The organism is Arthrobacter wenxiniae (genome assembly GCF_013376105.1).
Lineage (GTDB): Bacteria > Actinomycetota > Actinomycetes > Actinomycetales > Micrococcaceae > Specibacter > Specibacter wenxiniae.
In genome coordinates this window covers 40,408-53,118 of record NZ_JAAMFM010000010.1, presented here as the reverse complement: position 1 = coordinate 53,118, position 12,711 = coordinate 40,408, and the positions used below count along the sequence as shown (strand labels likewise).

General features: G+C 68.5%; 10 protein-coding genes. 3 read left to right on the top strand and 7 right to left on the bottom strand.

The window, feature by feature from the left end:
- Positions 1-13: 13 nt before the first annotated feature.
- Positions 14-964 (bottom strand): HhH-GPD family protein, encoded by a 951-nt coding sequence (locus tag G6034_RS08775; RefSeq protein WP_176634730.1) that lies wholly within the window; start codon positions 962-964, stop codon positions 14-16.
- Positions 965-1,038: 74 nt separating this feature from the next.
- Here G6034_RS08775 and G6034_RS08770 point away from each other — a divergent pair, with 74 nt between their 5' ends.
- Positions 1,039-1,731, top strand: coding sequence for a hypothetical protein (locus G6034_RS08770; protein ID WP_176634729.1), 693 nt, complete (start codon positions 1,039-1,041; stop codon positions 1,729-1,731).
- A 32-nt stretch (positions 1,732-1,763) separates the two neighbouring features.
- Here G6034_RS08770 and disA read toward each other — a convergent pair whose 3' ends face one another.
- The 6 genes from disA to G6034_RS08740 form a co-directional block, all read right to left on the bottom strand.
- Positions 1,764-2,831 (bottom strand): DNA integrity scanning diadenylate cyclase DisA, encoded by a 1,068-nt coding sequence (gene disA, locus G6034_RS08765; protein ID WP_176634728.1) that lies wholly within the window; start codon positions 2,829-2,831, stop codon positions 1,764-1,766.
- Positions 2,832-3,056: 225 nt separating this feature from the next.
- Positions 3,057-5,030, bottom strand: coding sequence for a DUF222 domain-containing protein (locus tag G6034_RS20290; protein WP_218063740.1), 1,974 nt, complete (start codon positions 5,028-5,030; stop codon positions 3,057-3,059).
- A 436-nt stretch (positions 5,031-5,466) separates the two neighbouring features.
- Positions 5,467-6,864 carry a DNA repair protein RadA gene (radA, locus tag G6034_RS08755; protein WP_176634726.1) on the bottom strand — a complete coding sequence of 466 codons (1,398 nt, stop codon included), beginning with the start codon at positions 6,862-6,864 and terminating at the stop codon, positions 5,467-5,469.
- Positions 6,865-6,923: 59 nt separating this feature from the next.
- A complete protein-coding gene (locus tag G6034_RS08750; protein ID WP_176634725.1) occupies positions 6,924-8,051 on the bottom strand; it encodes an FUSC family protein in 1,128 nt (375 codons plus the stop codon).
- Between the two features lie 35 nt (positions 8,052-8,086).
- On the bottom strand, positions 8,087-8,596 hold the full coding sequence (locus G6034_RS08745; RefSeq protein ID WP_176634724.1) for a MarR family winged helix-turn-helix transcriptional regulator: 510 nt from the start codon (positions 8,594-8,596) through the stop codon (positions 8,087-8,089).
- Positions 8,597-8,606: 10 nt separating this feature from the next.
- Complete coding sequence (locus G6034_RS08740) at positions 8,607-10,268, bottom strand: MDR family MFS transporter (RefSeq protein WP_176634785.1); 1,662 nt, start codon at positions 10,266-10,268, stop codon at positions 8,607-8,609.
- Between the two features lie 337 nt (positions 10,269-10,605).
- Between G6034_RS08740 and pstS the strand changes: the two genes are divergently transcribed.
- On the top strand, positions 10,606-11,721 hold the full coding sequence (pstS, locus tag G6034_RS08735) for a phosphate ABC transporter substrate-binding protein PstS (protein WP_176634723.1): 1,116 nt from the start codon (positions 10,606-10,608) through the stop codon (positions 11,719-11,721).
- 59 nt (positions 11,722-11,780) lie between these two features.
- Entirely contained in the window at positions 11,781-12,701 is a 921-nt protein-coding gene (pstC, locus tag G6034_RS08730; protein WP_176634784.1) for a phosphate ABC transporter permease subunit PstC, read from the top strand.
- Positions 12,702-12,711: the final 10 nt, after the last annotated feature.

The following is a 12,711-nucleotide window of genomic DNA, read 5'->3' as shown; positions in this document are numbered from 1 at the left end:
GGGCCCCGGCCCGTCAGTGCGGGAGGTGGTAGCCGGCCTCGGAGAGTTGCGCCAGGCCGTCGCCGACCAGTCCTGACAGGGCGCGCTGGAGCTGGGGGGCATGGGTGTTGAGGCCGTGCAATCTGTCCAGGGCCGCCGCGACCTCGCCAGGGTGGCCCGTGTGGGAGGCGTCGGCCGTCAGTTCCACGGCCGGACTCCATAATAGTTCTGCCTGGACGGGGGAGTCGGCCGCCCGCAGCACGGCCATGACGGCTCCGCGCACCTGCCGGTCCGTCCCCGCCCACGGCTGCCCCTTGGGGACGTAGGCCGGTTCGGGCTGGCCGGCGGCTATCCACGCACATTGCTCCACGACCGGGCAGAGCCCGCACTTGGGGCTGCGGGCCGTGCACACCAGGGCGCCCAGCTCCATGACGCCGGCGTTCCACTCCACGGATTCGGCCGGATCCTCCGGCAGCAGCTCGGCGGCCAGGGCCATTTCGGCCGCCGTCAGCGACGGGGACGGCAGGGCCTGGCCAATGACCAGCCGGGCGTGGACGCGCCGGATGTTGGTGTCCACCACGGTTTCCCTCCGGCCAAACGCAAAGGCTGCCACGGCGGCGCCCGTGTACGTGCCGATGCCGGGCAGCGCCAAAAGTTCGTCAAAGGTGTCCGGTACGGCGCCGTCGTGCCTTTCCACAATTTGCGCGGCCGCGGCGTGCAGCCGCAGGGCACGGCGCGGGTAGCCCAGCCGGCCCCAGGCGCGCAGCACCTCGGCCGGGGGTGCGGCTGCCAACGCGGCGGGCGACGGCCAGCGCGCCATCCACTCTTCCCAAATCGGCCGGACGCGCACCACGGGGGTCTGCTGCAGCATGATTTCGCTGACCAGGACTCCCCACGGCGGGCAATCCCCACGCCATGGCAGTTCCCGGGCCGTCTCGCGGAACCATTGCCGCACTTCCTGGTGCACCGTTTCTCCTTCAAGCATGTGTGGGCAGTTCAACTGTAGCGAAGGCGGCGTGGTTGGCATGGCGGCGGCCCGGCTTTCGCTAGGGTTGAAGCGTGGCTACATCAGGGAAAAACAGGCAGGGCGGCAATGCGGCGCGACCTGCCCCGAGGCCCAGGGCGTCCGCCAAGGTGTACCGGCGGCGCCGGCAGGTCGTTGGCGTCCTGGCGCTCCTTGTCCTTGCCGGTCTGGTGACGGGCGGCATTGCACTGGCCAACTTCCTGGGAAGCCTGGGCGCGTCCGACGCCGGGACCCCGCCCGCCGCTCCCACCTCCAGCGCCGCTTCGCCCGCCGCCAACGGTGCCGGCGCGGCGGACTCCCCGCCGGCCACCGTGGCCCCCGCGCCCGCCGCCACGCCGTCGGGCGTCTGCAATGAAGCGGGCATCAAGGTCAGCGGTTCCGTGGACAGGACGTCGTACGCCGCCGGCGAGGACCCCCGGCTTTCGCTGCGGGTCACGAACACCGGGCAGGTGCCGTGCGACATCAATGTGGGAACCAGCCAGATGCAGTTCAAGGTCACCAGCGGCGAGGACCTGGTCTTTAATTCCAGGGACTGCCAGGCCGACTCCACCAACCTGGTGAAGAACTTGAAGCCGGGCGCTTCTGAAACGGCCAACTTCACGTGGAAGCGGAACCGCAGCGCCGCCGGCTGTGCCAAGGTCACGGCCGACCCGGGCGCCGGAACGTACGTGTTTGTCGCCATCCTCGGCAAATGGTCCAGCGGCAAGGTCGTGTTCCAGCTCCAATAGGCATGTGTGCCGGAACCCGCGGGCCGCACCGTCTAGAGGAAGCGGTCCAGCAGGCTGGCCTCGGCAATGCGGGACAGGCCCTCGCGCACCGTGCGGGCGCGCAGCTCGCCAATCCCGTCAACCGCCATGAGATCGTCGATGGTGGCGGCCATCAGGTTCTGAAGACCGCCGAAGTGGTCCACGAGGCGGCCGGCCACGGCGCGCGGCACTGCCTTGAGTTCGGAGACCAGCCTGTAGCCGCGCGGCTGGATGATGGACTCGAGCGAATCGAGGGTGGACAGTCCCACGACCCCGGCAATCAGGTTGAGGTTGATCAAGTCCGCCTGGTTGACTTCCTGCAGCGCGGCGACCGCGGCCCCTACATTGGTGGTGTTGGGGTCGGTGTAGTCCCGGATCACCATCTCCGCGCCAGAAGCGCGCGTTGCCGTCAGCTCGTCGAGCTGGAGTGAGAGCAGGCGCCCGTCGACGCCGAGTTCGAGCACGTACTGGAAGATTTCCTCGGAAATGCGCCGCACCATTTCATGGCGCTGAAGTGTCACCGCAACGTCGCGCACGGTGACCATGGCCTCGATCTCCAGGGCGGAGAGGGAACTCGTCACCTGATCCAGGCGTGCCCGGTAGCGTTCCAGCGTCGCCAAGGCCTGGTTGGCCCGGGCCAGCACCTTTTCCGAACCCTCCAAGACGTAGCGCAGACCGTCGACGTAAAGTGCGATGATCTGCATCGACTGGCTGACGGAGACCACGGGGACCCCGGTTTGGATCGCGACACGCTCGGCGGTGCGGTGGCGTGTGCCCGACTCCTGGGTTTCAATGCGGGGGTCCGGCACCAGCTGGACGGCGGCGCGCAGAATTTTGGTGACGTCCTTGTCGCAGATGATGGCGCCGTCCATCTTGGCGAGTTCCCGCAGGCGCGTGGGGGCAAAGTCAATTCCGATTTCAAATCCGCCGGAACAAAGACTGTCAATGGTCTTGTCCGAACCCAGAACAATGAGGGCCCCGGTGCGCCCGCGAAGAATTCGTTCCAGCCCGTCACGCAGCGGTGTTCCCGGGGCAACTCGGGCGAGAGTGGCCTTCAGGGCCTCTTCGGGGCTGCGAAGCATTGACGAATCCTTCTATTCAAGCGCGGGATTCCGCACTGGTTCCATTGCCCATAATAGTGGGAACCGGGGTCCGGCACGGTTTGTGTGGAATTCGCGGCCCCGCGTTGGCCAACTGGCGTTGGCCATGGCGGTCCTGCCAGGAATGGCGGTCCTGCCAGGAATGGCGGTCCTGCCAGGAATGGCGGTCCTGCCAGGAATGGCGGTCCTGCCAGGAATAGCGGCGGTCTAGAACGGGCAGGGTTCTTCGGTCTGGGTGTGGATGTAGATGCGGCCGGTGGGCGTGGTGGTTATGGTTTGGCCGGGGCCGAGGGGTTGGACGGTCCAGCCGGTGTCGGGGTTGTCCTTGAGCTGGTGGCAGTAAGGGTCGCGGGGGCGGAGGTTCTCGACGCTGGTATCGCCTTTGGGCAGGGGGGTGCCGTCGGGGCCGTGGGTGGTCATCCGGAACGGGATGGTGTGGTCGAGGTCGCAGCTCGCGGCGGGGTGGTCGCAGCCGATGCCGGTGCACACGGGGTCCCGGCGGCGCACCTCGGCGGCGATATCCGCGGGCGGGTGGTAGCGTTGCCGGCCCACGGTGAGCCGGGCCCGGGTGGCCGGGTCGGTCAGGAGCCGTTCCCACCAGTAGCAACCGGCGGCGAGTTCGCGGGCCTGGTCTGGCGGGATGGGGCCGTAGCCTTCGAGGTGGCCGGGTTCCCCGGACCTGCCCAGCAGGGTCAGGGCCGGGACGGTGACGCTGATCGTGACGGGGATTCGGGCCGTGCGCCAGGTCTCCGGCACCGGATGCCCGCCGCTGTTGTTGTTGTCCTTGCCGGCGGGGGTTGGGTTGTGTCCGACGGGGTGGAGGAATGCCTGGTGGATGAGGTCCAGGAAGGTGTCGGCGAGGTAGTTGTTCAGGGACCGGGAGGGCCGGCCAGTGGGGGTGGCGGCGGTGCTGGGGGCCCCGCCGGCGCGGGAGCCTTCGCGTTGGGCGTGGCGGGCCCAGGCGTCCAGGGAGTCGTAGAGGGATTTCGCGGGGGCGGCGTCCAGGACGGCGGTGAGTTGGGCCATGCCGTCGGGCAGGGCGGTGAACCAGACGCGGCGTTCGGCCCGGGCGCGTTCGTGGCGCTCTGCGAGGGGTTCGGGGTTGTGCAGTTGGGCAAGGCGGCGGATGCGGCGGGTGAGGGCTCGCGGGTTGGCGCGCGCGGCCCCGGGCAGAAACAGCGGTTCGATCAGGGACTGGACGGCGGCGGGGACGTTGTCCACGCCGGCGAGGATGGCCCGGATCCGGGCCGTGTCCAGCAGGCCCTGGCGGTAGAGGCTGGTGGTGGCGGGCAGGTTGCGGGCGAGGGTTTCGGCGTTCTCGAGCAGCTGCCGGGCGGTGCCGATGCCCACTGCGTGCAGGGCCATGATTTCCGCGCCGGCGTACCGGGACCGGTGGGCGGCCGCGTCCAGTTCCTGCCGCGGGGACGCCTGGCTCCCGCCCTCCGGATTCGCCCCGTCGGGGGTTTCGCTGGCGAGCGGGGGCCGGCGGGTGGAGAACACGGCCAGGGCGGCGTCCTCCATTGCGCGGGCGAACGCGGCGAGCCGGTTCGCGGCGTGGATGAAGTCCAGCAGGTCGTTCTCCCCGAGCCGGTGCGGGTCCAGGTGTGCCAGGGCGTCGGCGACGGCCACGGGGGACCAGGCCAGGCCCGCCGGGTTCCCCGGCCGGGGCGCCTCGGGCAGGTCCGGGACCGCGGCCCGAACGGCCCGCACCCGGCCCAGGTCGGCCGGGCCCGGCAGCAGCGACACCGCCGGGTCGCACTGCCCCGGATCCGCCCACGGCGGATCCGCCATCGGAAACGGAAACCCCGCCACGGCGCCCGCCACGGCGGCGCCCGCCACGGCAACGCCCGCCGGGGTCCCGGCCGGGCTTCCGGCTGGCGTGCCTGCAGCCGCGGGTCCTGGGAGCGCGGTCCAGGGAAGCTCTTCGGGCGGCATCGAGGCGATCAGCCTTGCGATGTCCGCGTCGGAGGGCCAGCGAGCGCCGGACGGGCCGTCCTCCGCCAAGGCGGCGGCGAGCTGCCGGGCGCACTCGGCCGCGCCCGTGGCGGAAAAGGGCTCGCCCGCGTATGGGTCCGAGGCCAGCAACGCCGTCAGCGACGCATCGGACACAACATCCCCGCACGGCACGTCAACGACAGGCCGGCCGCCCGCAGGCGGGCCGCAGGCCGGCGTGGCGTTCACGTCGCCGGCTCTGGGGGAACCGGGGCCGGCAGCCGGCACGGCGTCCCCGGTAAGGGCGCTGCCAGCAGGGCCGGAAGGAGCAGCGCCGCCGGAAGGAGCCGTACTGGAATGAGCCGGGCCGGAGGGAGCAGTTTCCGAAGGTGTGGGGCCGCGCAGCGCGCCATCCGACGGAGCTGGGCCGTAAACCGCGCGGTCCGGGTCCACAGGCCGGGGCCCCGCCGGCCTGTGGCTGGCGGTCTGATCCAAAAAAGTCTGATCCATAAAAGACGGTCCGGCGGGGGTGGGATCCCCGGTGCTGCCGGGCCGGTTTAACGTGCCCATGCATCAAGACTACACCCTCAGTAATCAAAATGTAATGATTTATAGAATATAGTTTCTAGTCACTTTTGAGCCCGGTGCGAACCCGGCTCCCGACAGGCCCGGCCACGGTTAACCATCAGAGGTGCAGCAGCAGTTCGGTCGCTTCGGCAATGTGCTCAATCTGCTTGACCGTGAAGTTTGGCGGAATGGTGCCCGGGCCGGCGGGGCTGAGGGGGACCAGAGCGTGAGTGAACCCCAGCCGGGACGCTTCCTGGATGCGCTGGTTGATGCCGGGCACGGGGCGGACTTCGCCGGCCAGGCCCACTTCGCCAAAAGCCACCATCTTGTGGTGCACGGGCCGGTTGATCTTGGCCGAGGCGATGGCGAGGGCCACGGCCAGGTCCATGGCAGGTTCGGTCAGGCGGGCGCCGCCCACGGTCGCCACATAGCTGTCGTCGGCATCAAGCCTCAGTCCGGCGCGCTGCTGCAGCACAGCCAGCAGCATGCCGACGCGGGCGGAATCGAGTCCGCTGACTGTCCTGCGGGGCTGGGACCCCATGGAAGCGGTCAACAGGGACTGCACCTCGGCCAGCAGGGGGCGCCGGCCTTCCATCGTCACCGAAATGCATGTCCCGGACACGGGGTGGCTGGTGCGGCTGGTAAAGAGCCCGCTGGGATCCGCCAGTCCCTCGATGCCGTCGTCGGTCAGGTCAAAGCAGCCGACCTCGTCCGTCTGCCCGTACCGGTTCTTGACGGCACGGAGCAGGCGGAGGCGCGAGTGTCGTTCGCCGTCGAACTGGCAGACCACGTCCACCAGGTGCTCCAACAGGCGCGGTCCGGCGATGGAGCCGTCCTTCGTCACGTGCCCCACCAGCAGAGTGGTCATGTTCAGGCGCTTGGCCGCGGCAATGAGGGACGCGGCCACCTCGCGCACCTGCGACACCCCGCCGGCGCTGCCGTCCACCAGGGCGCTGCTGAAGGTCTGCACGGAGTCCACAATCAAGAGCGCCGGCTGCACGGCCTCCACCTGCCCCAGCGCCGTGCCCAGATCGGTCTCGGCGCCCAGGTACAGGGTGTCGGCGACGGCGCCAATACGTTCCGCTCGCAGCTTGACCTGGGCGGCGGATTCCTCGCCGGTCAGGTACAGCACCTTTTGCGGTTCCCGGCCGTGGGTGTTGCGGGCAAACTTCGCGGCCACATCCAGGAGCAGCGTGGACTTGCCCACCCCGGGCTCGCCGGCCAGCAGGATGACGGCGCCGGGGACCATGCCGCCGCCGAGGACGCGGTCCAGCTCAGGCACGCCGGTGAGGTTGTGGGCGGCCTGGGACGCGTCCACGTCCGAAATCAGCTGGGCGGGGCGCACCACGGTGGTGGCCGCCGTCGTGCGGACGGTCACGGTGCCGACCTCCTCCAGCGTGCCCCACTCCTGGCACTCGCCGCAGCGTCCCACCCACTTGACAGCCGTCCACCCGCACTCGGTGCAGCGGAAGTTTTGCCCGGTGGACCTGGCCGCCTTGCTTGTCTTTGTTGCCATGGTTCAACCCTAGCGCCGGGCACTGACACACGGCGCCGGCCCGGGGCGGGTGTGGACAACTAGAGCTTGGGCAGCAGCGAGCGGGCGTCGGCGGGGTCCATTTTCGCTGTCTCCAGCAGGTCCACCATGAGCGTGCGGAACAGCAGGACCAGGGCCTCGCCTTCCATGCGCGTGATGTCCAGCCTGCCGGGGTGCAGGCGGGTGGCGATGTCGGCCAGGGTGTCGCGGGCGTGGGCCAGCGAGGCCTTCCTGGGGCTCGACGGCGAGTGTGCCAGTGCCGCTCCCAGCTCGTCCACGGCGGATGCCGAGTCGCTGAGCACCTCCGCCAACTGGATGCTGCCGGCGTCGGAAATGGCCGCATTGGTGATGGCGCTGGCCAGCCTCCGGGCCAGCACGCGGCTGGAGCGCATGGCGTAGTCGAGCCGTTCCATGAGGTGCGACATTCCTTCCACCTCTTCCAGGTGGCGCCGGTACAGCGGGGAAAGGCGGGCAATTTCGACGGCGCCGTGCAGCCCCTGGCGCATGGCGTCAATGCGGGGCTGCTGGCTGCGGGCGCGCACCAGCGCGTGCCAGGCCGTGGTGGAATCGTTGTAGGACAGGGCCGACGCGCACTCGCGCAGCACGAGCGAAAGCTCGCCCAGCATGACCTTGAGATCGTCCTTGGGTGCCCGGCGCGGGTCCCGCGGCACCAGCAGCGTGGCGGCCAGGGCAAAGCACCCGCCCACGACTGCGTCAATGCTGCGGGTGAACGGACCTCCGGCGGGGACGGGCAGCAGGACCACCAGCAGGGACTGGAGGGCCAGCTGCGTGGTGAAAATGGCGCCCGAGTCCAGGAACCTTGCCAGCAGGATGGACAGGAAGACCACCAGCGCCGCCTGCCAGAGGCCTGATCCCAGCCAGTGCAGCAGCGTGTCGCCAAGGATGATTCCAATGGTGCACCCAAGCCCCACCTCGAGCACCCGGCGCAGGCGCGGATCGCGGGAGAATCCCAGCGCGATGATGGCGCTGGTGGCGGCAAAGAGCGGCCCCTGGTGGCCCAGGACGTGTGAGGAGAAATAGTAGGCGCCCACCGCGCAGACGGTGATCAGCAGGGCCTGGAGGACGGAATTTGCGCTGCGGCGCAGGCCGAGCCGGGCACGCCTCCTGAGGAAGGTGAGGGTTTGGGCGGGCCGGTCCAGCTCGGGCATGGGAACCAGTCTAAGCGGCAGGGGTGTCCGGGACGTCAGCCGGTGCTGTGGTTCAGCCGGTCCAGCAGGTCCGCGAAACGGCGGACCTCCTCCGCGTCCCACGTCGAGAGCCGGTCCTGAAGGACGCGCCGGGCGTGCGACTGGGTCGCGTTGTAGCGTTCGGCGGCGCGCCCCGTCATGGCCACCAGGTGCGCCCGCCCGTCCGCGGGATCGGCGGTGCGGGCGACGAGCCCCAGCGCCTCCAGCTGCTTGACGGCCCTGCTCATCGCGGCCTTGTCGACACCCACTTCATGGGCCAGCGCCACCTGCTGGACGGGGCCGGACTGGGCAAGAATGGTGAGCACCCTGAAACCCATGGGCTGCAGCCCGGGGTGGATGGCCGCCGCCCTGTCCTGGATGCTTTTCCGGGCCTTGACGGTCATGATCCCGAACTGCCTTTCAACGTCCCGGATGGCGTCCTGAAGGGAAGCGTCCCGCAGGGAAGGTTCGACGGCGTTCGATGTCGCCGTCCGGGGCGGATCCGGCTGCGCAGGGGGCTCGCTCATGCACTCCATGCTAGCCCCGCACAACGGACTGCCTGCCGGTTTCAAGGCCCGGCGCCACGGCAACCAGCGCTTCGCTGATGCCGGCGAGTTCCTGCTCTGCGCGTTCCAGGTCCAGCAGGCCCGTCGCGGCGGCGTCGCTCTTCTCGCGCTGGTCGCGGGTCTGCGTGCTCAATTCCAGGTTCGGCAGGAACATGACGGTCAGGATGGTCAGGATGCTCAGCGGTGCGGCCACCATGAAGACGAAGGCCACGGAGTCCCCGTAGCTGGATTCAATGATGGTCCGGACCGGGTCGGGCAGGCTGTGGACCGCGGGGATGCTGCCCGCGGCCAGGGCGGCGGCAACTTCCCTGCCCTGGGCACCCAGCGCCACAATGGCGCCCTGCAGTTCGGCTGCCTTGCCGCCGAGCAGGTCAACGACCTTCGAGGCCATGAGCGCCCCGAGCACGGAGACGCCGATGGTGCCGCCGAGGGACCGGAAGAAGGCAATGCCGGAGCTCGCCACGCCGATCTCGGCCGGGGTGACGGCGTTCTGGACGATCAGGACCAGGTTCTGCATGACCATGCCCAGGCCGGCACCGAGAAGGAACATGTACACGGAGACCAGGACGAAGTCGGTGTCGTAGTGGATGGTGCCCAGCAGGTAGAGGCCCACGAGCTGGAGCAGGGAGCCGGTGACCATGATCATCTTCCACTTGCCGTGCTTGGAGATGAGCGCGCCGGCAATGGTGGAGACGATCAGCAGCCCGGCCATCATGGGGATGGTCATCAGCCCCGACTGGGTGGCGTTGGCACCGCGGGCCAGCTGCATGTACTGGGCCAGGAAGACCGAGGTGCCGAACATGGACACGCCGACGGAAATGGAGGCAATGACGGAGAGGGTGAAGGTGCGGTTCCTGAACATGGTCAGCGGGATGATCGGCTCGGAGGCTTTCAGCTCCACGATGATGAAGGCAAGCAGGGCCGCGGCGGCGCCGGCCACCATCAGCGCGGTGGTGGTGCTGGCCCACTCAAACTGGTTTCCGGCCAGGGACACCCAGACGAGCAGGAGCGACACGCCCGCCGAGAGGAGGATGATGCCCGCGTAGTCGATGGAGACCTTGCGCTTGGCCTGCTCCGGGAGGTGGAGCGTCTTTTGTATGAGGAAGATGGCGACGGCCGCGAAGGGCAGGGCAACGAAGAAGTTCCATCGCCAGTTGATGGCGTCGGTGATGAAGCCGCCGATCAGCGGCCCGCCCACGGTGCCCAGGGCCATGACGGCGCCGAAGAGGCCCATGTACTTGCCGCGTTCACGCGGGGAGATGATGTCCGCCATGACGATCTGGCTCAGGGCGGTCAGGCCGCCGGCGCCCAGTCCCTGGAAAACACGCATGGTGATCAGCATCGAGGTGTCCTGCGAGAAGCCAGCAATGGCGGACGCCGCAACGAAGATCAGCAGCGAGAGCTGCAGCAGCATCTTGCGGTTGGAGAGGTCGGCGAGCTTGCCCCAGATCGGGGTGGAAATGGTGGTGGCCAGCAGGGTTGCCGTGACGACCCAGGTGTACGCCGTCTGGTCGCCGTGCAGGTCCGAGAGGATGACGGGAAGCGAGGTGGAGACCACGGTGCCGGCGAGGATGGAGACGAACATGCCCATCAGGAGTCCGGTCAGGGACTGGATCACCTGGCGGTGGGTCATGCCGGAGTCGGACAGGGCCGGATGCGGCCTGGGTGCTTTGCTTGTTTGCGACAAAAGGGCTCCAGGGAGAGGTCGGGAACGGTTGATTTATATCAACTATATAAAATTAGTTGTGGAAAAACAACTAGTTTCGCCGTGAGCTGTGCCTCGTCCCGGGCAGGGTGGGCACGGCGCACTGTACCCCCGCACCCGTGGGAGTGACCGGCGTCGCATGTGAAAAGCCAAGAATCCCATCAGCGTTAACCTTTAGTTCACTTGGGTTGGGCCGTCGCGTCACTTGGCGCCCGTAGCTTCAAGGGGTAAGGAAGACCAGACACCCATCGAAGAGGTAAATCGCGTGAAGGCACTTCACATTGGCCGCGTGGCAGCAGTTCTCACCGTCGGCGCACTCGCCCTGACTGCCTGTGGCACGGACAACGCCGTGACCCCCGGCAACGGCGGCACGTCCGCCGCGGCCGGCGCTTCGGTCACCGGGACCCTGACCGGCACGGGCTCCACGGCAGTATCGGCCGCCATGGATGCCTGGAAGACCGGCTTCGAGTCCGCCAACTCCGGCGCCACCGTCCAGTACTCGCCTGAAGGATCCGGCGCGGGCCGCAAGGCAATCATCGCCGGCGCCGTTCAGTTCGCCGGCTCCGACGCATACATGAAGGATGCCGAGCTCGCCAGTGCGAAGGCCAAGTGCGGTGCCGCCGGCGCCATCGACGTCCCCTGGTACGTCTCGCCGATCGCCGTGACGTTCAATGTTCCCGGCGTGAAGGACCTCAAGCTCGACGCCGACACCATCGCGAAGATCTTCCGCGGCGACATCAAGAATTGGAACGACGCCGCCATCAAGGCCTCCAACCCGTCCGTGGCGCTGCCGAACCTGGCGATCACGCCCGTGCACCGCTCGGACAGCTCAGGCACCACCGAAAACTTCACGGACTACCTGTCCCAGGCGGCCAAGACGGTGTGGACTGACAAGGAGTCCGGCGACTGGCCCGCCTCCCTCCCCGGCGAGAATGCCAAGGGGACCTCCGGCGTCGTCAAGACCGTGACCCAAACCTCCGGCGCCATCGCCTACGCCGACGACTCCGCCGTGACCGACGCGTTGGGCAAGGTTGAGCTGAAGGTTGGCGACAGCTACGTGCCCGTGACGGCCGAGGCCGCCGCGAAGGCAGTCGACCAGGCCAAGCCCGTGGCCGGCCGCTCCGCCAACGACCTCGCGCTCAAACTGGACCGCACCACCACGGTTGCCGGCGCCTACCCGGCCGTGCTGGTCTCCTACGCAGTGTTCTGCGGCAGCTACCCCGACGCCAAGACCGTTGACCTGGTCAAGGCATTCGGCAACTATGCAGTGAGCGACGCCGGCCAGCAGGCCGCGGTTTCCGCCGCCAAGAGCGCCCCGCTCCCCGCTGCGCTCGCCGCCAAGGCCAAGGCTGCCATCGATTCCATCACGGTCGCCAAGTAAGCAACGGCGGCGCAACTCAAAAAGGTTCAGGATTGTCCACCACCAAGCTCGCACGCGGGATGAAGTCAGGACGGACCGGCACGGGCCGCGCCGGAGACAAGGTGTTCTCCGGCGCGGCCCTCGGTGCCGGCGTGTTGATCGTCGTCGTGCTGTTCGCCGTCGCCTTGTTCCTGGTCATCCAGGCGCTGCCGACGTTCAGTGCCAATCCCGCAGACATCACGGGAGGCAGGGGGTTCTTCTCCTACATCCTCCCCATCGTCATCGGAACGCTGATTGCAGCAGCCATCGCGCTGGTCATCGCCACACCCATTGGCATTGCCGTGGCGTTGTACATCTCGCACTACGCGCCGCGCAGCATGGCGCGGGGGCTCGGATATGTGGTGGACCTGCTGGCGGCCATTCCCTCCGTCATCTACGGCGCCTGGGGGGCCACCTTCCTGGCCTCCCAGCTGAAGGCCCCGTACCAGTGGCTGGCGGACAACCTGGGCTGGATCCCGATTTTCGGCGGACCCGCCTCCGGCACCGGCAAGACGATCCTGACGGCCGGCATTGTGCTGGCGGTCATGGTCCTGCCCATCATTGCCTCCCTCACCCGCGAAATCTTCCTGCAGGCCCCCATGCTGCACCAGGAAGCCGCCCTGGCCCTGGGCGCCACACGGTGGGAGATGATCCGCATGGCCGTGCTTCCCTTTGCCCGCGGCGGCATCATCAGCGCCGTCATGCTGGGTCTGGGGCGCGCTCTGGGCGAAACCATGGCCGTGGCCCTGGTGCTTTCCTCGGGGCCGTTGATCGCCTCACTGATCCGCTCCGGCAACCAGACCATCGCGGCGGAGATCGCCCTGGACTTCCCCGAAGCGTTTGGGCTGCGTCTGAATGAACTGATCGCCGCAGGCCTTGTCCTGTTCCTCATCACCTTGCTGGTGAACATGGTGGCCCGTTGGATCATCAGCCGCCACAAAGAATTCTCGGGAGCCAACTGATGGCCGCGCT

What these genes read in the sequence shown, in the direction of transcription:
- G6034_RS08750 (WP_176634725.1), bottom strand. Translation starts at nt 8,051, where the DNA reads ATGCCCGAGCTGGACCGGCCCGCCCAAACCCTCACCTTCCTCAGGAGG.
- G6034_RS08740 (WP_176634785.1), bottom strand. Translation starts at nt 10,268, where the DNA reads ATGACCCACCGCCAGGTGATCCAGTCCCTGACCGGACTCCTGATGGGC.
- radA (WP_176634726.1), bottom strand. Translation starts at nt 6,864, where the DNA reads ATGGCAACAAAGACAAGCAAGGCGGCCAGGTCCACCGGGCAAAACTTC.
- G6034_RS08745 (WP_176634724.1), bottom strand. Translation starts at nt 8,596, where the DNA reads ATGAGCGAGCCCCCTGCGCAGCCGGATCCGCCCCGGACGGCGACATCG.
- disA (WP_176634728.1), bottom strand. Translation starts at nt 2,831, where the DNA reads ATGCTTCGCAGCCCCGAAGAGGCCCTGAAGGCCACTCTCGCCCGAGTT.
- G6034_RS08775 (WP_176634730.1), bottom strand. Translation starts at nt 964, where the DNA reads ATGCTTGAAGGAGAAACGGTGCACCAGGAAGTGCGGCAATGGTTCCGC.
- pstC (WP_176634784.1), top strand. Translation starts at nt 11,781, where the DNA reads ATGAAGTCAGGACGGACCGGCACGGGCCGCGCCGGAGACAAGGTGTTC.